Genomic DNA, 23,947 nt, shown 5'->3' with positions numbered 1-23,947 from the left:
GTCGTAATACAACAAAAAAATGGTTGCTATATGATTATTATCAGGCCTAAATATGGTTAAGTCAAAATTGATTTTATTTTTCTTTAAAATATTAAAAACGCATCGTAGTCCTAACATTAAACACTCTAGGCGTTAAATAATTAGGTATTGCATATTGCCTTTTGCTATACACATCGCGAACCCAAGTATTGGTGATTGAGTTTTGTACATCGAAAACATTAAAGATTTCGAAACCAAAAGAAAGATCCTTAAATGGTTTTTTCCAACCATGATCAAATTGTTTTTTAGCATCTACAATTACAAACTGAAAACCAATATCTGCACGTTTGTAATCTGGTAATCTACTTTGGTATTGGTATTTATCTGCATAACTTGGCGAACCACCTGGTAAACCTGTATTATAAACTAAGTTTAAATACATTTTAAAATTTGGTAAATTTGGCACGTAATCTTGAAAGAGTGCAGCAAATTTTAAACGTTGATCTGTAGGTCTTGCAATATTACCTCTGTTATTAATGTTTTCTTCAGTTTTAAGATACCCAAAACTAAACCAGCTTTCTGTTCCTGGAACAAACTCACCATTTAATCGCATATCTAATCCGTAGGCATAAGCTGTTGCATTATTTTCGGCAGCATAACGAATACGTACGTTTTCTACTGTGTATGGATTAACGTCGGTAAGGTTTTTGTAATATAACTCAGTGGTTAGCTTAAAAGGTCTGTCGTTCATTTTAAAACTATAATCATTTCCTAATACAAAGTGAACCGATTTTTGAGCCTTTACATTTGGTTGTACAGTTCCACTAGCATCTCGTAATTCTCTATAAAATGGTGGCTGATAATATAAACCTCCACTAACACGAAACAACATATCGTTTTCCCAATTTGGTTTAATAGCAAATTGCGCTCTTGGGCTAACTACTATTTGGTTATCTCCAGTAACATTAGCATCTTTAACTTGCCAATTATGAGCACGAATTCCTGCATTGTACCAAACGTCTGCATCGCCTAAAGTAGAACGCTTACTCCATTGTAAATAGGCTTGTATTCTATTTATTTGTGTGCTATTTTTTGCTTGTACGTTTTGAAAAGCTGTAATAGGAAACGTATCTGGCTCGTATGGTTCTTGAGTAAAACCTCCAGAAGCTGGTGGATTTATAGAAAATCCTGCTGAGTCGATTACTTCCCATTCTATTAAACGATCTCTAATATCTTCTTTTGTATATTTTACAGACCATTTAATTTCGTTATCATTAATATCTGCTGTTCCTTTATGTTCTATAGTTGTAATTAAAGCATCTAAATCGTTTCGTCCATGATTTAATTGACCTCCAATACCTTCAGAAAATTCTACCTCTCCTAGATCCTCATCTCCAATATTACTGTTTACTTCTCCTAAGCGGTATTGTGCCAAAATATCGAAGTGTTCTTCTTCTGTAGTATGGTATGTTGAAGCTACTAAGCCTAAATTCACTTTATCGTTTAACTCGTAATTAGCTTGTAAAGCACCAAAAAGTGTTTGGTAGCTATCGCGTTCTTGTCCTTCGTAAAAGACTAATAAAGCTAATGGATTATCTAAAGTTCCAAAATTGGTTTGTCTAGTTTGTGGTTCGTAATTGTATTTGTTAAGCGAAGCGTTTCCGAGGAAACTCAATTCTAACTTATCTGTAAAACGATACGTTAAATAGGTTTGCACATCTGCAAAAACAGGATTGTAGTTGGTTTCTGTTTCTTTTGCTTGTACTAAAAGTGAATTATCACGATAGCGCAAACCAGTTATGCTTGTAAATTTAGAATCTTTACTTGCTGTTTCTACAGCTACGCTTCCGCCAAGTAAGCTTAAATCTGCAGCTACTGCAAAATCTTTTGGTCTTTTATAAGTAATGTCTAAAACCGAAGATAATTTATCTCCATATTTTGCTTGAAAACCTCCAGCAGAAAAATCCACATTTTCTACTAAATCGCTATTTATAAAACTTAAACCTTCCTGTTGTCCGGAACGCACTAAAAATGGTCTGTAAACTTCTATACCATTTACGTAAACAAGATTCTCGTCAAAATTTCCACCACGAACAGAATATTGCGTACTTAATTCGTTATTACCACTTACGCCTGGTAATGTTTTTAGTAAATTCTCTACTCCAGCTTGAGCACCAGGGATTTTTATTAATGTCTCAGGATCTATATTAACAATACCTTGTACATCTTTTCGTTTTCTTCCGTTAAGAATAATCGTTTCAATTTGATCGACATCTGTTTTTAAAACAGGATTAAATTCGAAAAACTCACCATTCTTTAAGTTAACAGTTACTGTTACATTTTTATGTGATACATGAGAATATACTAAAGTAATATCTGTATTTGCAGGAATAGATAGTTGGTAAAAACCATTCTCGTTAGTAGATGTTCCTGTGGTTTGTGTTTTTACATTTACTGCTTGAAGCGGAAAATTACCTTCGTCTAAAATAACACCATTTACAGTTGCGGTTTGTGCTAATGCGTAGAGTGGAAGTAGTAAGGTTAATAGTTTAAGGAAGTTAGTTTTTGTAGTCAAGGTTGTTTTTTTATTTGTTTGCCAATCTGTACTTGTTGAAAATTTTTAAAGCTTATAGTTAATAAGCATTTCCAGAAGCTCAACGTGACGATATGTTTTTATTTCCTAAAAAAAGTAGTTTCAAATGTAGTATTATTTCCTACATTATCTGTTACTATTACTTTTAATTTATTTTTGGTTTCTGTTACAACAGCATCGTTAAAATCGTAAGTTAAGATTTTCTTTTTATAATTGTATTCCATTAAAATCCATTTGCCATTTACAGTCGCTCTATAGCTCGAAAGACCTGTACCTACATCGTTAATTTTTACTTTTAAATAACGGTATTTACTAAGCCAGCTGCCATCTTTAAAATTTACAGCTTTAATTGTAGGAGCAATGGTGTCTCTTGCTAAAACGTAGGTTCCTAAATCTTTAGTATATGTACTAAGCGTATTTCCTTTCCTTTTTGTTGTAGAATAGCTTGGCCAATCATTCCAGCCTATTAATTCGGCTATATATAATTGTTTTAAATCTTCTTCATTAAAATCGCTAATATCGTAAGAAATAGTAAAGCTTTTTTTAACGGGAAGTATTGGTTTGTGCAGTGTAAGTGTATCATTTTTAACACTAAAATCTATAAAAAAGCTATCGTAAAAGGTGTCTTTATAAAAACCGACTTTAAATTTATCTTGTTCTAATTCGGCTTCCAGATCGTGTTGTATGTAATGTTGCGTAGTCACTTTTTCTTCAACATCGTTAGGTAATTTAACGTCGCCTTTAATTGTAATGTCTAAGTTGGTTTCGTTGCCTTTAAAGTCGCTAATTTTAGCTTTGTAGACTGAAGCTGTGCTGTCGTAAATAGTAATGTAACCACTGTCAATAATATTATCGTACAAACTTAACGGATTGTTTTCTTCAATAAATAGCTTCTGAAGCCTTTGTTTTTCGGTTTTAAAATGAGAGTAATCTATTAAGCGGTTTAGGTGTTTTGTTTCTGCAAATGAAAAACGCTTGAAATCTATTTCGAAATTCTGAACACCATTAAAATAGGTAGATATATTATACACACCATTTTTGTTGGCAGCCAAATCTTGCCTATCTACAGTCTGTACAGCAAAACCAATAGTACCAAATGCTTTTAAATCTTCAATTTTATAATCTCCATTTTTTTGAGGAATCACACGAAGCTTTTGTTTTTTGTTCGAGCCATTAACATGAGAGTTGTCTCCAATTGGATAGGCGTAAACGTTGGAAATAATAGGTTTTGTAGTGTCTTTAACATCAACACCAAAAAGCATTGGGTTAATTGGTCTTTCGGCATTATCACGAATTTCGAAATGCAAATGCGGACCAGAAGAGCTTCCAGTGTTTCCAGAATAAGCTATTATTTCTCCTTTTGTAATTTTTAGTTCTTCAGAAGTTGGGAAAACTTCAATTTCAAAAGATTCTTTCTCGTATTGTTTGGCTTTAATATATTTTTCAATAGCAGGACTAAATTTTTGTAGATGAGCATAAACACTTGTATAACCATTAGGATGTGTGATGTATAAAGCTTTTCCGTAGCCAAAGTGAGCAATTTTTATTCTGCTAACATAACCATCTGCAACACCATATACTTTTAAACCTACTATTTGCTTAGTTTTAATATCTAAACCAGAGTGGAAGTGGTTGGAGCGCAACTCGGCAAAAGTTCCAGCCAAAACAATATTAATATCTAAAGGTGATCTAAAATAGTCCTGAGGATATTCGTTTTGCGAAAAAACAGAATAGCTAATTAGGAAAAATAAAAGGAATTTGCGCATATGCATTATTTATGTCGATTTTTAGTATTATCGAATAGTAGCGAATTTTGATATAGATGCTAAAATATACAATTGATTATTAATAGCAAAGACAAAATCAAAGACCAAGCCATTGTATTGGTTTTTTGTGGTTTAAATTTTAATAATAAAAAGGAAAGCCTATTTTAAATAATTTGGTACTCTCGAAGCTTCGGAACCAAATTATATATAGTTGATAAATTGAAATATTAATGGTTTTTTTAAGCTTCAAATAGATTTTATATTTGTAATTTTATAATGCAAAAACCGTGAATTTGTTACTTTTTATCTTTTATTGATTTTTAAGAGTGAGTTAAATGTAAAGTCAAGCCATAGTATTGGTTTTTTGAAGTTTAAATACTGATAAGTTGAATTTAGTGTTTTTATTTTAAATTTTATGAAAAAACAATTGTTAAATAGGTTGTGTTCTGTTAACTTTGTAGGATAAGTATTGATATTTGTAGATGAGTAATATAGAGGATATTGTAGATGCTTTAGATAAAAAAATAAGCAAAGTCCTGCAAAACAATGATGTTTTAAAGGAAACTAATTTAAAATTATCTCAAGAACAAGCACAATATCACAGTACAATAAAAAACCAAGAATTAGAAATTAAAGCTTGGAAAGATAAGTACAATACACTCAAAATGGCCAATACAATACTTGGCAGTGATGAAGATAAAAGAGAAACAAAACTCAAAATAAACGCATTAATAAGAGAAATAGATCATTGTATTGGTCAACTCTCTGAATAATGTAACATAGCAACTTATGGCAGAAATGCTTAAAATAAAGCTTTCGATAGCGAATAGAGTATATCCTTTAACAATTCCACCAAGTCAGGAAGAAGGTCTACGAATAGCAGCTAAAAAGATTGAAGCTATGATAAAACAGTTTGAGCAAAGTTATTCTGTTAGAGATAAACAAGATGTTTTAGCCATGTGTGCTTTACAATTTGCATCTCAAGTAGAACAGAAGACTTTAGATAAAGAACATGTAAACGAACACGTGGAAGAAAAGTTAAACGCTTTAAACCAAATGCTAGATTTACATTTAAGTTCGTAACGTTCTTATAAATAAAATTAGGTTACTGCCTACATTAATTATTTTTTTGATAAACTCAACAGTTAATTCTTTAAAAAGGGTGAGTTTAAGTTGTAAAAGCGTGCTGCTAATAGAGTATTGCTGAATTTATTCAGTATCTATTTGGGCAGATACTTGATCAGCTTGTTAACCCTAAACGTGTTTTTAAGGAGTTTATACAAAACCAAAATTAGTGTAGGCTTTTTTTATACAATTAAACTAACTAAAATGGATCAAACAATTATATTTAGTATTGCAGGAGTTGCTATTGGAGCTATTATTGGCTTTGTTATAGCAAAAATTATGGAGAAGAATAATGCTTCTAAACTGACTAAAAATGCAAAAAAGTCGGCATCAAACATCTTAAGAGATGCAAATAGCGAAGGCGAAAGCATTAAAAAAGATAAAATGCTTCAAGCCAAAGAGAAATTTATTGAGCTTAAGTCTGAGCATGAAAAAGTGATTTCTTCACGAGAAAAGAAAATATCGGAAGCCGAAAAACGTACTAGAGATAAAGAATCTCAAGTGTCTAGTGAACTTGCAAAGTCAAAAAAATCTAACTTAGAAGTTGAAGCTAAACAAAAAGACTACAACCATCGTTTAGAAGTTTTAGATAAAAAACAAGAGGAAGTAGACAGACTTCATAAAAGCCAAATACAGCAATTAGAAGTTATTTCTAGCTTATCTGCCGAAGATGCAAAAACGCAATTGGTAGAATCGCTTAAAGGCGAAGCTAAGATTGAATCTATGGCTTATGTTCAAGGTAAAATGGAAGAAGCGAAACTAACCGCTCAACAAGATGCTAAGAAAATAATTATTAATACCATACAACGTATTGGTACAGAAGAAGCAGTAGATAACTGTGTGTCTGTATTTAATATCGAGAATGATGATGTTAAAGGACGTATAATTGGTAGAGAAGGTAGAAACATTAGAGCTATTGAAGCTGCTACTGGTGTTGAAATTATTGTAGATGATACTCCTGAAGCGATTATATTATCTTGTTTCGATTCTGTAAGACGTGAAATTGCACGTTTATCTTTACACAAGTTAGTAACAGATGGAAGAATACATCCTGCAAGAATTGAAGAGGTTGTTAAAAAGACACAGAAACAAATAGAGCAAGAAATTATAGAAGTAGGTAAGCGTACAGTTATAGATTTAGGAATTCACGGTTTACATCCTGAATTAATAAAAATGGTTGGTCGTATGAAATACCGTTCTTCTTATGGTCAGAACTTACTACAACACTCGCGAGAAGTTGCAAAATTATGTGGTATAATGGCTGCTGAATTAGGTTTAAATCCAAAATTGGCTAAAAGAGCAGGATTATTACATGATATAGGTAAGGTGCCAGATGCAGAAGCAGATATGGAAACACCTCACGCTATTTTAGGTATGCAATGGGCAGAAAAATTTGGTGAAAAACCAGAGGTTTGTAATGCTATTGGTGCTCACCACGACGAGGTAGAAATGACTTCTTTATTATCTCCAATTATTCAAGTTTGTGATGCTATTTCTGGAGCAAGACCAGGAGCAAGACGTCAAGTTTTAGATAGTTATATCCAACGTTTAAAAGATTTAGAAGATATAGCTTTTGGTTTTCAAGGTGTAAAGAAAGCTTATGCTATTCAAGCAGGTAGAGAATTACGTGTTATTGTAGAAAGCGAAAGAGTAAACGATCAAAATGCAGCAGACTTATCTTTTAGTATCTCACAGAAAATACAAACAGATATGACGTATCCAGGTCAGGTAAAAGTAACAGTAATTAGAGAGACAAGAGCAGTTAATATTGCAAAATAGAAATTGTAAATATATTAGATTTCAAAACCCAATTAGTAAAACTAATTGGGTTTTTTATTTGGAATAATAATATTAAATTTAGTACCTATATTAACTTCACTTTCAATAGTAATTTCCCCACCAAAAGCTTCTACCTGATTTTTTGTTAAATACAAGCCTACACCTTCGGCATCTTCGTTGTGGTGAAATGTTCTATACAGCCCAAAAATATCTTTACCGTACTTATTAAGATCTATACCTAGGCCATTGTCTTTAATAGAAAGAATTAATTTGTCTTTTGTAAGTTCTGTACTAAAAGTTATAATTGGATCTCTTTCAGGATGCTTATACTTAATTGCATTTGTTAATAGATTTTGTATAATGCTCTCTAAATAAGCAGGACTGTAACAGACAAATAGTTCTGGGTTAATACTATTATTAATAGTAGCATTACTTTCAATAATAATAATATCTAATAACTTTAATGTTTCTTCAATAAAAGTACTAATATTAAGTTTTTGAATATCTGTCTCTTTTTTAGATTGGACTGAAACAATCTCGTTTAAATTTTGAATAGTTCTATTTAAACAAGTAGATACATCCTTTAAATGGACAATAAGTTCTTCTTTTTCTAAAACGGTTTCTGCTTGATCATAAAACTCTAACAAGCTTTCAAAATTTCCAGAATACTGTTTTAAATTATGAGTTACAATGTGTGCAAAATTCTTAAGCTTGTTATTTTGCTTTGTTGCGATGGTAAGCGCGTTATGGACTTTAACTTCGTTTTTTTCTTGTTCAGTAATATCTGTATGTGTTCCAATAAAATGAATGTAGCCATCTTTAATGTGATCGTTAATAATCTGGCCTTTATCTAAAATCCATTTATAAGATTCATCTTTACATAATACTCTATGTTTATTAATATAAAAGGTTGTCTTTCCATTTATATGATTGTTAAAATCTTTTTTATATTTTTTTTTGTCATCTGGATGTACTCTATCATTCCAGTCGTCAATATTATCACCAAAGGTGTTATCGTCTTCAAATCCAATTATTGCTTTTGATGATTTAGAAAAGAAGACCTTGTTTTTTTTTTCATTAAAATCCCAAACACCAATTTTAGATATTTCTAAAGCGGTTTGAAACTTTTTAAGGCTAGATTTGGGAGTATTTAAGTTCATTAAAAAAAAAGTAATAGTTCAAAAAATTATAAAACGTGATACAATTAATTTTGAAGGAATTTATTGTTTTTAGAAATAGTTATAGCTAAATATATAGAAAAAATACTTTTTTACTCACTTATTTATTATAAAATATTGCTTTACTGCCTTGGATGAAAGGATTTTATGACATTTTTTAAATGGCTTTTATCTACATGCATATAGATTTCTGTAGTAGTAATACTTTCATGACCAAGCATAAGTTGTATAGCTCTTAAATCTGCTCCATTTTCTAAAAGATGAGTAGCAAAAGAGTGTCTAAACGTGTGAGGAGAAATAGATTTGGTTAAATTTATTTTTATAGATAATTGCTTTATTATAGTAAAAATCATGGCTCTAGTTAACTGTTTACCTCTTCGGTTTAAAAATAAAGTGTCTTTAAACTCGTTTGGAATAGTTTGATGATTTCGTATTTCTTTTCTGTAGATATTAATATACTTTTTTGTAGCATCAATAATTGGCACAAAACGTTGCTTATCACCTTTGCCAGTAACTTTAATAAAGTCTTCCTCGAAGAACAAGTCCGAAATTTTAAGATGCGTTAACTCGCTTACACGTAATCCGCAACCATAAAGCAACTCTAAAATGGCACGATTGCGCTCACCTTGTGGTGTACTTAAATCTATAGCATCAATAAGTTGGTTTATTTCGCTTTCGCTTAATGTATCTGGAAGCTTTCTTCCAATTTTAGGAGAGTCAATTGCATCTAACGGGTTTGTTTCTCTATAATCTTCGAAAACTAAATAATTAAAAAAACCTTTTAAACCTGAAATTAATCTAGATTGAGAACGAGCGTTAACCTCTTTGGCAATAGTATAAATAAAGTGTTGAATAGTTTCTTTTGAAATTAAAATAGGAGAGATGGTAATATTATTATCTTCTAAGTACTTAATTAGTTTTTTAACATCAAAACTATAGTTGCTTATCGTGTTGTTCGATAAGCCACGCTCAATTTTAAGATAGAGTTGATAGTCTTTAAGTGCATTTTGCCATTTCATAGTACTAAAATAAAAAAGCCACTTTAATAAGTGGCTTTCTAATTTGTAAAATATTTTTTTTAGTAGAAGTTGTCTGTCAACATATTGATTAAATCAACTATTGCCCAAATACCCAGACCTCCAAAAGTTATAATAAATAGAATATTCCATCCTATTGGAGAGCCATGGAACCATCTGTGCGCTGCAAATGGCCATAAAAAAGCCCATAATGCGACACCAATCCATTTGTCATCACTTCCAGCAACTGCAGGAGAAGTAAACAATACTTGGTTTACATCAGATACATCCATTGTATCAGAATTAGAGGTTGTCGTTTCTGTTTTTACAGTTCTTTCAACTGGAAACGATGCGTAGCTTGAGGTTAAAGCTACAAAAAACACTAAGAGTGTTAAAAATAATTTAGTTTTCATAAGTTTTATTGATTAGTTTTACACTCAATATTAATACTTTTTTTTAACACAATGAAATACTTCACTAACTTTTTATTCGTTTTTTTATTCGTTAATGTTTCTTTTTCACAAAACAATTATGAGTATGTTGGAGCTATAAAATTGAATGACAGTTCTTTAATAACATATCAAATTAAATTTGTTGAAAAAAATGGTGAAATTAAAGGTTACTCTCTTACCGATGTAGGAGGCTTACACGAAACAAAGTCAAACTTATATGGTAAATACAATGCCATTGAGAAATTTATTGAGTTTAAAGAAAAAGATATTGTTTATACAAAGTCCCCAATTGTACAAGAAGATTTTTGTTTCGTAAATTTTAAAAGCTCTAAGTTTAAATTAGGGAATAGTAAAATTACAGGAAAGTTTAAAGGCCTTTTTTCTGATAACACACAATGTATTAATGGTGATATTTTATTAAGCACAAAAGAGAAAATGGAAAAGCGCATTGCAAAAGTGCAAAAGATTATTAGTAAAACTAAAAAAATACCAGATAGCCTTAAAGAGCGTAGTAATATTGTAAAAATCATGGATTCTGTTAACATGAATATCTTGAGAGACAAACAAGTTTTAAGCGTATTTTCTAAAAGTAAAAACATAAGAATTGAAATATTCGATGGTGGGAAACTAGATGGTGATAAGGTTACTTTAAAATATAATGGCAATACTCTTTTAAGAAATTTTGAAACTAAAAAAGACAGAAAAAGTATTCCATTAACTTTAGTTAATAAAAAGAACACATTTATTTTAACTGCAGATAATGTTGGAAGTATGTCTACAAATACTGCAGTAATAGAAATTTTTGTGGATAATTCTAAAATAAAAGCATTAACCAATTTAAATAAAGGAGAACAAACTCAAATTGATTTTTATTTAAAAGATTAATAATAGTCTATAAAAAATTACAAATGCTGCTTTTATGCAGCATTTGCATTTTTTTCTTGTTAAGAACCTTAAGGGTTATTACAAATACGCTAATTTATTTTTATAATTATTACAGAATCCTCTAATTTTATTTGTTTTTAATACAGAGTCTATTGTTTAATGGTTTTTCTACTGAAAAAAGTTTAAAAAGCAAAAACAAAACAGTGACAATAAGTTTTAAATATCTAATTTCTAAGCATTTATAAATATAAATTATGTTTTTGTTTAGTAAACAAAACTAAATTTTTTGTTAAAGTTTTTATTGAAAAAATTGATTTTTAAGTAGTTACAAATAGCACTATTTTTATTAACTATTTATACTTGTAAACACAAGTATGTTGCAATATTTTTGCTCGCTCAAATCAATAAATTAATTAAAAATGAAAAAATTATTATTTACAGCTGCAATTGCAGTATTAGGTTTTACAAGTGTTAATGCACAAGAAGACACAACAACAAGTGGATTTTCAAATGGAGATGTATTTATTTCTGGAGCGGTAGGTTTTGGTACTGAAACAACAGGAAATTTAGATTCTAATGTTTTTAATGTTGCTCCTAAATCAGGATACTTTGTATCAGATAACATTGCTGTTGGATTACAAGCAGGTTTTACATCATGGTCTGCAGATGTTGATGGAACTGATACAGTAGACGCAAATGAATTTGCTGTTGGTGTATTTGGTAGATATTACTTTGCTCCAGCTAGTCAATTTTCTTTATTTACTGAATTAGGTGTAGATTACACATCTGGTGATGATAAATTAGCAGATGTTGGTTACGATGGTTTTGAGGTTGCTTTTGCTCCAGGTATTAACTATTTTGTATCTAAAAACTTTGCTATCGAAGCAACAGTAGGTGTATTAGGTTACTCTACTTCTAAAGCAGATTTTGATGGTGCTGAATCAACAGATAATTTTAATGTTGGTTTAAACTTTAATGACATCAGTTTTGGTGTTGTTTACAAGTTTAACTAAGACTTAAAGTATATTTTTAAAAAAAGCCGAAGCTTAACGCTTCGGCTTTTTTATGCCATAACTTTTGTATTTTTACATTATGAAACGCGCTTGTTCAAAAATTATAAATAAGAATTTAATATTTATTAGCGAACAGCATGTGACAAAAAAAATAATAAAAAAATCACATGAAAAAAATAATCATCATTAACGGTCCAAACCTTAACTTACTAGGTAAGCGAGAACCTAATATATACGGAAGCTTAACATTTACAGAATTCTTTGATACAGTAAAAGAAAAATATCCTAACGTAGCTTTAGAGTACTTTCAATCTAATATAGAAGGAGAGCTAATAGGTAAAATACAATCTTGTGGTTTTAGTTACGATGGCATTATATTAAACGCAGCAGCATACACACACACTTCTATTGGAATAGGAGATGCCGTAAAAGCCATAGAAACTCCAGTTGTAGAAGTGCACATATCTAATACATTTTCTAGAGAAGAATTTAGACATCAATCTTTTATATCGCCAAATGCTAGAGGTGTAATTTTAGGTTTTGGTTTACAGAGTTATGAGTTGGCTATACAAAGTTTTTTGTAGGTTAATTTTAGTGAATAGTGGAGAAGTGAATAGTGAGAAATAATTACTTGGCATACCAAATAATCACAAAAAAAAATGCGATTCATATTAAATCGCATTTTTTGTACTTTATATTTTTTTAGAATTACTAAAAACTAAGAGTAATACATCTCACTTCTCACCATTTACATTTATAAATGTATCACCTCACCATAAGCAGCAGCAACAGCTTCCATAACCGCTTCACTCATTGTTGGATGTGGATGTACAGCTTTTAACACTTCGTGTCCTGTAGTTTCTAATTTACGTCCTAAAACAGCTTCAGCAATCATATCTGTAACACCAGCACCAATCATGTGGCATCCTAACCATTCGCCATATTTAGCATCAAAAATCACTTTTACAAAACCATCTTTAGTTCCAGCAGCACTTGCTTTACCAGAAGCCGAGAATGGAAACTTTCCAACTTTAATATCTAAACCTTGATCTTTAGCTTGTTTCTCTGTTAAACCAACACTAGCAATCTCTGGAGAAGCATAAGTACAACCAGGAATGTTTCCATAGTCTAACGCTTCAACATGTTGTCCAGCAATTTTCTCAACACATAAAATACCTTCAGCACTAGCAACGTGAGCTAAAGCTTGTCCAGGTGTTACATCACCAATAGCGTAGTAACCAGGAATATTTGTTTGGTAGAAATCGTTAACTAAAATCTTATCTCTATCAACAGCAATACCAACATCTTCAAGTCCAATCCCTTCAATATTTGTTTTAATACCAACAGCAGATAAAACTAAATCTGCTTCTAAAACCTCTTCGCCTTTACTTGTTTTTACAGTAGCTTTAACACCAGAACCCGAAGTGTCAACCTTAGTAACTTCGGCAGAAGTCATAATTTTTATACCACTTTTCTTAAAAGACTTTTCTAATTGCTTAGATACATCAATGTCTTCAACAGGTACAACATTAGGTAAATATTCTACAATAGTAACATCTGTTCCCATTGCATTATAGAAATAAGCAAACTCAACACCAATAGCACCAGACCCAACAACAATCATTTTCTTAGGCTGCTTTTTTAATGTCATCGCTTCTCTATAACCAATTACTTTTTTACCATCTTGTGGTAAACTTGGTAATTCGCGAGAACGCGCTCCAGTTGCAACAATAATATGATCGGCAGAATAGTCCTTACCATCAACTTCAACTTTTTTTCCAGGCTTTAATTTTCCAAAACCTTTTATAACATCGATTTTGTTCTTTTTCATTAAAAACTGAACACCTTTACTCATGCCTTCAGCAACGTTTCTACTTCTGTTAACAACAGCATCAAAATCCTTATCATATTCTTTAACAGATAATCCGTAATCGCTAGCATGCTTTAAGTATTCAAAAACTTGAGCAGATTTTAAAAGTGCTTTAGTTGGTATACAGCCCCAATTTAGGCATACACCACCAAGACTTTCCTTTTCTACAACAGCAACTTTAAAACCTAATTGCGAAGCTCTAATTGCAGTTACGTAGCCACCAGGACCACTTCCAAGAACAATAATATCGTATTTACTCATTGTATAATTTTTTGTCGTTATATAAAGCAACGAATTTACAAAACTAAGCCGAAATAATAAATCGAAGTTTCATTTTTATTTGGGCGTGACCTAAAGGTCGTGCTATTCACTATATCTTTTGCTTAAAAAAAAGCAAAAGGATGCCGTTACTATCACTCACGCAGATAAAGGTCGGTTTTATATAAAAAGATAGCTTTAGCAATGTTGGTGTTTTTTACCAACATTTTAATTCAATAGTTTTGTTGCGAGCTATTTGTTGGTAAAAAAACACCAACAAAGACATCTTATTTTGAAATTTAATTTTTAAAGGTCATCTGTAAAATGTTTTCGTCCTTTTTCTTTAGAAAATTTTTCTTCGTTGTAAGTCGTAGAATTTCCTTTTGGTATAGATAAAGCTTCCCAAGTGTTTCCTTTTAGTAGTTTTCCTAAAAAGACTATTTGCCCAATATGATAGGAGTAATGCGCAAGTTGTCTATTTATAGCTTCAGTAACAGTATGACCTTGGTTTCTTATATAAATAATGCTTTCCAAATCGTCTTCGGTTAATGGTCTAATGGCATCAAATAAACATTTCCAACCGGTTTCCCAAGCAGCAATTAAATCTTCGTTTGTAGTAAAAGTATCTTCAAATTCTTGATCGCGATGTCTCCATTCTTTTTCTCCATCTTCGGTTAAAAAATTTGTCCAACGCGAAAGCATATTACCAATAACGTGCTTAACAATAATAGATATACTATTAGCATCTTCATGGCTTTGCCATTGCAACTCTTCGAAAGTTAACTGTTTAAAAGTATTGTCGCCAAGATTTTTGTAATACTCAAGCTGCTTAATAACACTTGTTAAGTAACTATTTGTCTGGCTTATCAAATTTCACACTTATAGAGTTTACGCAATAACGCGTTCCAGTTTCTGTTGGTCCATCGTTAAAAACATGGCCTAAATGCCCTCCACAATTAGAACACACAATTTCTGTTCTTGTCATGCCATGTGCTTTATCTAAAACATATTTTACAGTTCCTTTAATAGATTCGTCGAAACTTGGCCAACCACAATGCGCATCAAACTTACTTGAGCTTTCAAATAATTGTTGGTTGCAACCCGAACACTTATAAGTACCTTCTTCAAAATGAAGATTAAATTTTCCAGTATGCGGTCTTTCTGTTCCTTTGTCTCTTAAAATATGGTATTCTTCGTCTGTAAGTTGGTCTTGCCATTCTTTATCAGACTTATTAATTTTGAAATTACTCATCTTTACTTGGTATAAATTTTAATGCAACACCATTAATACAATGTCTTTTACCTGTCGTCTTCGGACCATCATTAAATACATGGCCTAAATGCCCACCACAATTAGCACAATGCTCTTCGTTTCTAGAATAACCTAACTTGCTATCACTTCCAAAAGCAACATTGCCTTTTATTTCTCTATCAAAACTTGGCCATCCAGTTCCAGAGTCGAACTTATTTTCGCTTTTAAATAAAGGTATTTCACAGGCTGAACAAACATAGATTCCAGTACTATACTCTTTATTTAACTTACTAGAAAAAGGGCGTTCTGTTCCAGCTTCTCTTAAAACGTAGTATTCTTTTTTAGAAAGTTCTTTTTTCCATGTAGAATCTGTTTTTGTTACTGGATATTTTGTTCCTTTTTCAGTATCATTTTTTTGTGCAGAACTATTGCAACTAAATAAAACACTAATAAAACTTAATAATATCAATTTTCTCATAGTATAAATGTATTGTTTTTTCTCTTATCTATGTCGAAACAATTAATTATTCATTACGAAAACGATTTAGTAAAGTTTAAACTAGAACTAATTGTTAATAATTATAATCGGTAAAAAAATATTTATTAGCTTACAGGTGAATTTCGAATAATACTTGATGAAAATAATCCATATTAGTGCAGAATGTTATCCAGTAGCAAAAGTTGGTGGGTTAGCAGACGTTGTTGGCGCATTGCCAAAATACCAAAACGCTCTAGGCATGGAGAGTAGCGTAGTTATGCCATTTTATGATAATAAATTTACCAAAGAGCATACCTTTAAATCTATTTATAAAGCACAGGTTAAACTAGGAAAAGAAACGCATGAATTTAATGTATTAAAGCTTAAAAAAAACACTTTAGAATTTGATGTTTTTTTTATAGATATTAAGTCTTTACTGTTTAAAAATTATGTGTATTCTTTTGATGATACAGATCGTTTTTTAGCTTTTCAAATTGCAACTCTAGATTGGATGCTTACTTTAAAAGGTAAACCAAATATTTTTCATTGCCATGACCATCACACAGGACTTATTCCTTTTATGTTACAAGAAAGTTTTAAGTATAAAAACTTAAATAAAATTCCAGTAATAACAACCATTCATAATGCACAATATCAAGGTTGGTTTACTTACGATAAGTTGCATTTAATTCCTGAGTTTGATATTGAAAATACTGGATTGTTAGATTGGGGAGGTTCTATAAACCCATTAGCAGCTGCAATAAAATGTGCTTGGAGAGTTACAACTGTTTCGCCTAGTTATATGGAAGAGTTAAAGCTTGAAGCTAATGGATTACAAGATTTATTAAAGCATGAAAGCGCTAAATGTGTAGGTATCTTAAATGGTATTGATGTAGATGTTTGGAACCCAGAGACGGATCATTATGTTGTAGAGAATTTCTCTAAAAAGAATCTGCAAATAGGAAAGAAGAAAAATAAAAACTGGTTGTGTGAAACTTTTAATTTAGATAAAACCAAACCATTATTTGCATTTATTGGAAGACTAGTAGGAGAAAAAGGATCAGATTTACTTCCTGAAGTATTTAGTACTATTTTAAAAGAAAAAGAATGTTCAATCCTTCTTTTAGGTTCTGGTAGTAAAGATGTTGAAAATGAATTGAAAGAATTAAAAGAAGCATATAAAGGAAACTATGATGCTTTTATTGGTTACGATGAAAAGCTATCTCATATTATATATTCAGGAGCAGACTTTTTGCTAATGCCATCTCGTGTAGAACCTTGTGGACTAAACCAAATGTATTCTTTAAGATATGGCACTATACCAATAGTAAGAAGCATAGGAGGATTAAAAGATACAGTAATAGATATAGACACTAAAAACGGATTTGGTATTTGCCATAATGAAGTAACTGTTGTAGAAATAGAACATGCTATAAAAAGAGCTGTTACATTGTATAGCGACCAAGATAAATTTAAAAAAATAAGAAAATATATTATGAAGATAGATCATTCTTGGGATGCATCAGCTTTAGAATATATTAAATTGTATAAATCAATAAACTAAAAAATTATGATTAATGATAAGGTGTTATCTATTATTTTAGGAGGAGGACAAGGCTCAAGATTATATCCATTAACACAAGCAAGATCTAAACCTGCAGTTCCAATTGCAGGTAAATATAGATTGGTAGATATTCCTATTTCTAATTGTATAAATTCTAGTCTAAAAAGAATATATGTGTTAACGCAGTTTAACTCTGCGTCTTTAAATAAACATATAAAAAACACCTATCATTTTAGTTTTTTTAGTGAAGCTTTTGTAGATGTTTTGGCAGCAGAACAAACTATGCAGAGTGATAGTTGGTTTCAAGGGACAGCAGATGCTGTAAGACAAAGTATGCACCACTTTTTAAGTCATGATTTTGAGTATGCCTTAATACTTTCTGGAGATCAATTATATAATATGGATCTGGAAGACATGATTAAAAAGCATAAAGAAAGTAATGCCGAAATTACCATTGCAACCTATCCTGTAACAGCAAAAGAAGCCACTGGATTTGGACTTTTAAAAACAGATGATGAAAATACAATTACTTCGTTTATTGAAAAACCAGATGCAGATTTATTACCAGATTGGACCTCAGATGTAAGTGAAGACATGAAAGCAGAAGGTCGAAACTATTTAGCTTCTATGGGAATTTATATTTTTAATAGAGACCTATTGATTAAACTAATGGAGAACCCAGATACCAATGATTTTGGTAAAGAAATTATACCACAATCCATTCATGATCATAAAACAGTTAGTTATCAATATGAAGGCTATTGGACAGATATTGGTACTATAGAATCTTTCTTTGATGCTAATTTAGGCTTAACAGACGATATACCTAAGTTTAACCTATATGCAGACGATAGAGTATATACAAGAGCAAGAATATTACCAACATCTAAAATTTCTGGAACTTTATTAAACAAAACTGTAATTTCAGACGGTTGTATTATTCACGCAGCTAAAATTGAAAGAAGTGTTATCGGTATTCGTTCTAGAATTGGTAAAGAATCTGTTATTTTAAATACCTATATGATGGGAAATGATTCTTATGAATCTTTAAAAACAATTGATGATAATAAAATTGAAAACCTTTTAGGTATTGGTGATAGGTGCTACATTAACAACTGTATTGTTGATAAAAATTGTAGAATAGGTGATGATGTTAAAATAGAAGGCGGTATGCATTTAAAAGATACGGAAACAGAAACGTATCTGATAAAAGATGGAATTGTAGTTATTAAAAAAGGTGCAACAATACCAAAAGGAACTATTATAAAATAATTTATACTTACCCAAAAAACAATATATGTCTCAAGTAATAGCGCATAGCTTATTTACAGATTTCGATATTAATTTATTTAAATCTGGTAAACATTACAAACTTTACGAAAAATTTGGATCACACATTACTACAGTAAATGGTGTAGATGGAACCTATTTTGCAGTTTGGGCACCAAGTGCTAAACAGGTTTCTGTTATTGGCGATTTTAATTACTGGACAGAAGGAGAACACAAACTAAATGTACGTTGGGATGAAAGCGGAATTTGGGAAGGTTTTATTCCAAGCATTGGGAAAGGAACAACCTATAAGTATAAAATTGAAAGTAATAATAATGGTATAAAAACCGAAAAAACAGATCCTTACGGTAGGCGTTTTGAACATAACCCAAAAACAGCTTCTATAGTTTGGGAAGATGAATACAGTTGGAATGATACAAAGTGGATGAAATCGCGTAAAAAGAAAAATGCATTAAACGCACCTTTTTCTGTTTACGAAGTGCATTTAGGGTCTTGGAAAAAGCAAATTGAAGAGAATCGATTTCTTTCCTATGTTGAATTGGCAGACCAATTAGTAGACTATGTTAAAGAAATGAACTTTACACATGTAGAGCTAATGCCTATTATGGAGTTTCCATACGATCCAAGTTGGGGATATCAAGTAACAGGCTATTTTGCACCAACTTCACGTTTTGGGTATCCGGAAGAATTTAAACTTTTAGTCGATAAATTACACCAAAACGATATTGGTATTTTGTTAGATTGGGTACCATCTCATTTTCCAGAAGATGCACATGGTTTAGGTTTCTTTGATGGGTCTTGTTTATACGAGCATCCAGATAAAAGAAAAGGCTACCATCAAGATTGGAAAAGTTTAATTTTTAATTATGGACGTAACGAAGTAAAATCATTTCTAATAAGTAATGCGCTGTTTTGGTTAGACCAATATCATGCAGATGGATTGCGTGTAGATGCAGTTGCCTCTATGCTCTTTTTAGATTATTCTAGAGAAGAAGGAGAGTGGGAGCCAAATGAACATGGAGGAAGAGAAAATCTAGACGCTATTGCGTTTATGAAAGAGTTAAACGAAGCTGTCTACGGTACGTTTCCAGATGTGCAAGCCATTGCAGAAGAATCTACATCTTTTCCAGGTGTTTCTAAACCTGTATTTTTAGGAGGATTAGGATTTGGAATGAAATGGATGATGGGTTGGATGCATGACACATTAGACTATTTCGCTAAAGATCCTGCGTATAGAAAACATCACCAAAACGATCTAACGTTTAGTATGACGTATGCATTTTCCGAAAACTTTATGTTACCTCTAAGCCATGATGAAGTGGTTTATGGTAAAAAATCTATTTTAAATAGAATGCCAGGAGACGAGTGGCAAAAATTCGCAAATTTACGTTTGCTCTATAGTTATATGTTTACACATCCTGGAACAAAGCTACTGTTTCAAGGTGCCGAATTTGGGCAAAGTGAAGAATGGGATTTTCAAACAAGTTTAGATTGGCATTTGCTACAATACAAACCTCATAAAGGAGTGCAAACGCTTATAAAAGAATTAAACACCTTATATAAAACGGAGCCAGCTTTACATGAAAACCAGTTTACTCAAGAAGGTTTTGAGTGGATAGATTATAACGATGCAGAAAATTCGGTTTTAGTATATATTAGAAAAGGAAATAAACCAAAAAATAATCTAATTATAGTTTGTAATATGACTCCTGTTCCTCGAGAGAATTATCGTATTGGTCTTCCTAAAAAAGGAAATTTAAAAGAGGTCTTTAATAGTAATGAAAAAGAGTATTTTGGTTCTGGAGATTTTAAAAATAAAATGCTTACTTCTGAAGCGAAAAAATGGCAGAATAGAAATAATTCTATAGTCATTAATATTCCACCTTTAACCATGATTGCTTTTAAATACCAGTAAAATAGATATCTCATTTTAAGCCTTTCTTTTTAAAAATTTAATAAAATTCACGTACTAAAACGATGTAGTTAATAATTAGTAAAAAGAACTATTACGATAGTTTTTTTTACATCGTTTTTTTGTGTTTTTTTACACGCTACTTAAAAGATTACAAGATGATTGTAAATACAGAATTAGAACAAAAAGGAAACCTGTTTCCTTCAGAAATAACAAATTATAAGAAAGATGTAGATACACTACATTTTACTACAAAAAATGGTGTTGTATTACAATTAACCGTAGTAAGAGACAGTGTTATTCGTTTTAGATATAGTACAACAGGTAAATTTGAAAACGATTTTTCGTATGGAGTTACTGTTCATGCTAGTAGAGGATATAGTTTTTTAGAAGTTACAGAGAATGAAACTCACTATATAATTACCACTTCAAAATTAATTTGTAAAGTAGAGAAAAGTAGCTTGCAAGTTAAGCTTTATGACGCCCTAGACTTAAAGTTAATAAACGAAGATGAAATTGGTTTTCATTGGGAAGAAAGCTACGAGTATGGAGGAGATATTGTAAAAATGAGTAAAGCTTGTCAGAAAGCAGAAAGTTTTTATGGATTAGGTGATAAACCTGTAGATGTTAATCTTAAAGGAAAACGTTTTGCAAATTGGGCAACAGATTCTTACGCTTTTGGTAAAGACACAGATCCTATTTATAAAGCAATACCTTTTTATACAGCAATACAAGACAATAAATCTTATGGTATTTTCTTTGATAATACCTTTAAATCTCATTTCGATTTCGCGCACGAAAGAAGAAATGTAACTAGTTTTTGGGCTCAAGGAGGTGAAATGAATTACTATTTCATTTACGGACCGCAAATGGAAGATGTTGTTAAAAATTATACAGACTTAACAGGTAAGCCTCATGCATTACCTCCATTATGGGCTTTAGGTTTTCATCAATGTAAATGGTCTTACTACCCAGAAGCTAATGTAAAAGAAGTAACAAATACATTTAGAGATCTGCAAATTCCTTGTGATGCTATCTATTTAGATATCGATTATATGGACGGTTTTAGATGTTTTACTTGGAATAAAGAATACTTTCCAGATCCCAAAAGAATGGTGAAGGAGCTAGAAGACGATGGTTTTAAAACCGTTGTTATTATAGATCCAGGAATTAAAATTGACTTAGATTATGACGTTTTTAAAGAAGGATTAGATAAAGATTACTTCTGTAAACGAGCCGATGGACCTTACATGAAAGGTAAAGTTTGGCCTGGAGAATGTTATTTTCCAGATTACACTAAACCAGAAGTTAGAGAATGGTGGTCTGGTTTATTTAAAGAATTAATTGAAGATATAGGTGTAAAAGGTGTGTGGAATGATATGAATGAACCAGCAGTAATGGACGTTCCTAATAAATCTTTCCCAAACGATGTACGTCATGATTATGATGGAAACCCATGTTCGCATAGAAAAGCACACAATATTTATGGAACGCAAATGGCACGTGCAACGTACCATGGTTTAAAAAAATACGCATACCCAAAAAGACCTTTTGTAATTACAAGATCTGCATATTCTGGTGCGCAACGTTATACATCTACTTGGATGGGAGATAATGTGGCAACTTGGGAACATTTAGCAATTGCGAACAACCAAGCACAACGTATGGCAATGTCTGGTTTTTCTTTTGCAGGAAGTGATATTGGTGGTTTTGCAGAACAACCGCAAGGAGAATTATTTGCAAGATGGATTCAATTAGGTGTTTTTCATGCCTTTTGTAGAGTACATTCTTCTGGAGATCATGGAGATCAAGAACCTTGGGTTTTTGGAAAGGAAATTACAGATATTGTAAGAAAGTTTGTTGAAATTAGATACCAATTATTACCATATTTATATTCTGCTTTTTGGAAATATATAAATGACGGAACACCAATATTAAAATCTTTAGTTTTATACGACCAAGAAGATACAGCTACTCACTATAGAAGTGATGAGTTTGTGTATGGAGAACAAATTTTAGTTTGCCCAATATTAGAACCAAATGCCAAAGGAAGAAGAATGTACGTTCCTAGAGGTAAATGGTATAATTTCTGGACAGATGAAGTAATTGAAGGAGGAAGAGAAGTATGGGTAGATGCGGATTTAGATAGTATGCCAATGTTTATTAAAGAAGGAGCGGTAATACCTAAATATCCAGTGCAACAATATGTTGGTGAAAAGAAATTTGATGAAATTACTTTAGATGTTTACTATAAAGAAGGTAAAGAATCTTCAAAACTATATGATGATGCACATGATGGGTACGATTATAAGAAAGGAAGATTTAGTTTACGAACTTTTAAAGTAACAGGTAAAAAGGAAGAATTAATTCTACAACAACACAAACGTGGAGATTTTAACGCAGATTATAGTAAGTTTAATCTTGTACTACATAATTTACCTTTCAAAATCACCTCTGTACAAATAGATAATGTAGAAATTAATTTAGAAAGTGTTAATCTAGAAACGCAATCTATTTCTGTGGATAAAGAGTTTACAGAAATACATATTATCGGTAAATAATGACATTTAATAGAATAAGTTAAGATCAAGTAGTATATAAAAAATCAGTTATTCACTAAGTTTTATTAACTTTAACGAGATTAATAAAAACAAAATAAAAATGAAATTCAAATCTAGTATAACTTTAGCTTTAGCACTGCTACTTTTTTTCTCATGTTCAACAAATCCTTTTACAGGAAAGAAAACAATGGCATTACCTGGGACAGAAAACAGCTCATTATTTCCAACTGCTTTTGCACAATATAATCAGTTTTTAAATGAAAACAATATTGTTACAGGTACAAAAGAAGCAGAAATGATTTCTAGAGTTGGACAGCGTATTGCTGTTGCTGCAGAACGTTGGTTAAATGCTAATGGAAACCAAGGATATTTAAGTGATTATAAATGGGAGTACAATTTAGTAAAAGATGAAACTATTAATGCTTGGTGTATGCCAGGTGGAAAAATTGTATTCTATACAGGTATTTTACCAGTAGCACAAAATGAAGCTGCTGTTGCTGCCATTATGGGACACGAAGTTGCTCACGCTTTAGCAAACCATGGACAGCAACGTATGAGTGCAGGAATGGTACAGCAAGGTTTAGCATTAGCAGGAAATGTTGCTCTACAGGGAAAAGAGCGAGATTTATTTAACCAGTATTATGGTACAGCGTCTACTGTAGGTGGAATGTTACCTTTTAGTAGAAGTCACGAAACTGAAGCAGATAGAATAGGTTTAATTTTAACAGCTCTTGCTGGTTATAACCCAGACGAAGCAGCAAATTTATGGAGACGTATGGGAGCTGCAAGTGGAGGAGAAGCACCACCAGAGTTTTTAAGTACTCACCCAGCAACAACAACACGTATTGCAAATTTAGAAGCACTAGCACCAACTGCAAAAGCAGAAGCTAAAAAGTTTGGCGTTAAATCTTTTAGACCAGTAACACCTTACTAATAAAATATAAATTCTTACTTTCGAAGCCACTCAATTAACGAG

At 31.4% G+C, this 23,947-nt stretch carries 20 protein-coding genes and 1 other RNA gene; 12 read left to right on the top strand and 9 right to left on the bottom strand.

What is annotated here, in order from left to right; genetic code table 11:
- Positions 1–91 precede the first annotated feature (91 nt).
- Positions 92–2,554, bottom strand: coding sequence for a carboxypeptidase-like regulatory domain-containing protein (locus tag CW733_RS05785; RefSeq protein WP_100996298.1), 2,463 nt, complete (start codon positions 2,552–2,554; stop codon positions 92–94).
- Positions 2,555–2,652: 98 nt separating this feature from the next.
- Positions 2,653–4,338 (bottom strand): M23 family metallopeptidase, encoded by a 1,686-nt coding sequence (locus CW733_RS05780; protein WP_369806629.1) that lies wholly within the window; start codon positions 4,336–4,338, stop codon positions 2,653–2,655.
- A 482-nt stretch (positions 4,339–4,820) separates the two neighbouring features.
- Between CW733_RS05780 and CW733_RS05775 the strand changes: the two genes are divergently transcribed.
- The 4 genes from CW733_RS05775 (at position 4,821) to rny (ending at position 7,242) form a co-directional block, all read left to right on the top strand.
- The gene (locus tag CW733_RS05775; protein ID WP_100996296.1) at positions 4,821–5,111 is read left to right on the top strand and encodes a hypothetical protein; all 291 of its coding nucleotides are present in this window, start codon (positions 4,821–4,823) and stop codon (positions 5,109–5,111) included.
- A 16-nt stretch (positions 5,112–5,127) separates the two neighbouring features.
- Complete coding sequence (locus tag CW733_RS05770; protein ID WP_100996295.1) at positions 5,128–5,421, top strand: cell division protein ZapA; 294 nt, start codon at positions 5,128–5,130, stop codon at positions 5,419–5,421.
- Between the two features lie 53 nt (positions 5,422–5,474).
- Positions 5,475–5,615, top strand: a non-coding RNA gene (gene ssrS / locus CW733_RS05765) — 6S RNA.
- 52 nt (positions 5,616–5,667) lie between these two features.
- Positions 5,668–7,242 carry a ribonuclease Y gene (gene rny, locus CW733_RS05760; protein WP_100998697.1) on the top strand — a complete coding sequence of 525 codons (1,575 nt, stop codon included), beginning with the start codon at positions 5,668–5,670 and terminating at the stop codon, positions 7,240–7,242.
- A gap of 41 nt (positions 7,243–7,283) precedes the next feature.
- Here the strand turns inward: rny and CW733_RS05755 are convergent, their stop codons facing one another.
- The 3 genes from CW733_RS05755 to CW733_RS05745 form a co-directional block, all read right to left on the bottom strand.
- Positions 7,284–8,402 (bottom strand): PAS domain-containing sensor histidine kinase, encoded by a 1,119-nt coding sequence (locus CW733_RS05755; RefSeq protein WP_100996294.1) that lies wholly within the window; start codon positions 8,400–8,402, stop codon positions 7,284–7,286.
- A gap of 140 nt (positions 8,403–8,542) precedes the next feature.
- A complete protein-coding gene (gene xerD, locus CW733_RS05750; protein ID WP_100996293.1) occupies positions 8,543–9,439 on the bottom strand; it encodes a site-specific tyrosine recombinase XerD in 897 nt (298 codons plus the stop codon).
- 59 nt (positions 9,440–9,498) lie between these two features.
- Positions 9,499–9,849, bottom strand: a complete 351-nt coding sequence (locus tag CW733_RS05745) for a TM2 domain-containing protein (protein WP_100996292.1) — start codon at positions 9,847–9,849, stop codon at positions 9,499–9,501.
- Positions 9,850–9,900: 51 nt separating this feature from the next.
- Here CW733_RS05745 and CW733_RS05740 point away from each other — a divergent pair, with 51 nt between their 5' ends.
- From CW733_RS05740 to aroQ, 3 genes are all read left to right on the top strand, one after another.
- Positions 9,901–10,773 carry a hypothetical protein gene (locus CW733_RS05740; protein ID WP_100996291.1) on the top strand — a complete coding sequence of 291 codons (873 nt, stop codon included), beginning with the start codon at positions 9,901–9,903 and terminating at the stop codon, positions 10,771–10,773.
- Between the two features lie 419 nt (positions 10,774–11,192).
- Positions 11,193–11,786 (top strand): outer membrane beta-barrel protein, encoded by a 594-nt coding sequence (locus CW733_RS05735; RefSeq protein ID WP_100996290.1) that lies wholly within the window; start codon positions 11,193–11,195, stop codon positions 11,784–11,786.
- 167 nt (positions 11,787–11,953) lie between these two features.
- Positions 11,954–12,370, top strand: a complete 417-nt coding sequence (gene aroQ / locus CW733_RS05730; protein ID WP_100996289.1) for a type II 3-dehydroquinate dehydratase — start codon at positions 11,954–11,956, stop codon at positions 12,368–12,370.
- A 170-nt stretch (positions 12,371–12,540) separates the two neighbouring features.
- Here the strand turns inward: aroQ and lpdA are convergent, their stop codons facing one another.
- From lpdA to msrB (CW733_RS05710), 4 genes are all read right to left on the bottom strand, one after another.
- Positions 12,541–13,917: a dihydrolipoyl dehydrogenase gene (gene lpdA, locus CW733_RS05725; RefSeq protein WP_100996288.1), complete on the bottom strand. Its 1,377-nt coding sequence runs from the start codon at positions 13,915–13,917 to the stop codon at positions 12,541–12,543.
- A gap of 303 nt (positions 13,918–14,220) precedes the next feature.
- On the bottom strand, positions 14,221–14,784 hold the full coding sequence (locus CW733_RS05720) for a DUF1572 family protein (RefSeq protein ID WP_232730402.1): 564 nt from the start codon (positions 14,782–14,784) through the stop codon (positions 14,221–14,223).
- Entirely contained in the window at positions 14,765–15,166 is a 402-nt protein-coding gene (gene msrB / locus CW733_RS05715; RefSeq protein WP_100996287.1) for a peptide-methionine (R)-S-oxide reductase MsrB, read from the bottom strand. Before msrB (CW733_RS05715) ends, CW733_RS05720 begins: the two co-directional genes overlap by 20 nt.
- On the bottom strand, positions 15,159–15,644 hold the full coding sequence (msrB, locus tag CW733_RS05710) for a peptide-methionine (R)-S-oxide reductase MsrB (protein WP_100996286.1): 486 nt from the start codon (positions 15,642–15,644) through the stop codon (positions 15,159–15,161). Before msrB (CW733_RS05710) ends, msrB (CW733_RS05715) begins: the two co-directional genes overlap by 8 nt.
- A gap of 157 nt (positions 15,645–15,801) precedes the next feature.
- On the opposite strand from msrB (CW733_RS05710), the gene CW733_RS05705 reads away from it, so the two are divergent.
- From CW733_RS05705 to CW733_RS05685, 5 genes are all read left to right on the top strand, one after another.
- Positions 15,802–17,208 (top strand): glycogen synthase, encoded by a 1,407-nt coding sequence (locus CW733_RS05705; protein ID WP_100996285.1) that lies wholly within the window; start codon positions 15,802–15,804, stop codon positions 17,206–17,208.
- A 6-nt stretch (positions 17,209–17,214) separates the two neighbouring features.
- Entirely contained in the window at positions 17,215–18,480 is a 1,266-nt protein-coding gene (locus CW733_RS05700) for a glucose-1-phosphate adenylyltransferase (protein ID WP_100996284.1), read from the top strand.
- Positions 18,481–18,505: 25 nt separating this feature from the next.
- Positions 18,506–20,413 carry a 1,4-alpha-glucan branching protein GlgB gene (gene glgB, locus CW733_RS05695; RefSeq protein ID WP_100996283.1) on the top strand — a complete coding sequence of 636 codons (1,908 nt, stop codon included), beginning with the start codon at positions 18,506–18,508 and terminating at the stop codon, positions 20,411–20,413.
- A gap of 155 nt (positions 20,414–20,568) precedes the next feature.
- Entirely contained in the window at positions 20,569–22,971 is a 2,403-nt protein-coding gene (locus tag CW733_RS05690) for a glycoside hydrolase family 31 protein (RefSeq protein WP_100996282.1), read from the top strand.
- 100 nt (positions 22,972–23,071) lie between these two features.
- A complete protein-coding gene (locus CW733_RS05685) occupies positions 23,072–23,905 on the top strand; it encodes a M48 family metallopeptidase (protein WP_100996281.1) in 834 nt (277 codons plus the stop codon).
- Positions 23,906–23,947: the final 42 nt, after the last annotated feature.

Source organism: Lacinutrix sp. Bg11-31 (assembly GCF_002831665.1).
Taxonomy (GTDB): domain Bacteria; phylum Bacteroidota; class Bacteroidia; order Flavobacteriales; family Flavobacteriaceae; genus Lacinutrix.
Note: the sequence above shows the minus strand (reverse complement) of the source record. Positions and strands in the feature narration are given on the sequence as shown.

Coding starts and splice junctions, on each gene's coding strand:
- msrB (WP_100996286.1), bottom strand. CDS start 15,644: ATGAGAAAATTGATATTATTAAGTTTTATTAGTGTTTTATTTAGTTGC.
- CW733_RS05700 (WP_100996284.1), top strand. CDS start 17,215: ATGATTAATGATAAGGTGTTATCTATTATTTTAGGAGGAGGACAAGGC.
- CW733_RS05705 (WP_100996285.1), top strand. CDS start 15,802: ATGAAAATAATCCATATTAGTGCAGAATGTTATCCAGTAGCAAAAGTT.
- CW733_RS05745 (WP_100996292.1), bottom strand. CDS start 9,849: ATGAAAACTAAATTATTTTTAACACTCTTAGTGTTTTTTGTAGCTTTA.
- CW733_RS05740 (WP_100996291.1), top strand. CDS start 9,901: ATGAAATACTTCACTAACTTTTTATTCGTTTTTTTATTCGTTAATGTT.
- CW733_RS05685 (WP_100996281.1), top strand. CDS start 23,072: ATGAAATTCAAATCTAGTATAACTTTAGCTTTAGCACTGCTACTTTTT.
- rny (WP_100998697.1), top strand. CDS start 5,668: ATGGATCAAACAATTATATTTAGTATTGCAGGAGTTGCTATTGGAGCT.
- CW733_RS05775 (WP_100996296.1), top strand. CDS start 4,821: ATGAGTAATATAGAGGATATTGTAGATGCTTTAGATAAAAAAATAAGC.
- CW733_RS05770 (WP_100996295.1), top strand. CDS start 5,128: ATGGCAGAAATGCTTAAAATAAAGCTTTCGATAGCGAATAGAGTATAT.
- CW733_RS05780 (WP_369806629.1), bottom strand. CDS start 4,338: ATGCGCAAATTCCTTTTATTTTTCCTAATTAGCTATTCTGTTTTTTCG.
- glgB (WP_100996283.1), top strand. CDS start 18,506: ATGTCTCAAGTAATAGCGCATAGCTTATTTACAGATTTCGATATTAAT.
- lpdA (WP_100996288.1), bottom strand. CDS start 13,917: ATGAGTAAATACGATATTATTGTTCTTGGAAGTGGTCCTGGTGGCTAC.
- aroQ (WP_100996289.1), top strand. CDS start 11,954: ATGAAAAAAATAATCATCATTAACGGTCCAAACCTTAACTTACTAGGT.
- CW733_RS05690 (WP_100996282.1), top strand. CDS start 20,569: ATGATTGTAAATACAGAATTAGAACAAAAAGGAAACCTGTTTCCTTCA.
- xerD (WP_100996293.1), bottom strand. CDS start 9,439: ATGAAATGGCAAAATGCACTTAAAGACTATCAACTCTATCTTAAAATT.
- CW733_RS05755 (WP_100996294.1), bottom strand. CDS start 8,402: ATGAACTTAAATACTCCCAAATCTAGCCTTAAAAAGTTTCAAACCGCT.
- msrB (WP_100996287.1), bottom strand. CDS start 15,166: ATGAGTAATTTCAAAATTAATAAGTCTGATAAAGAATGGCAAGACCAA.
- CW733_RS05735 (WP_100996290.1), top strand. CDS start 11,193: ATGAAAAAATTATTATTTACAGCTGCAATTGCAGTATTAGGTTTTACA.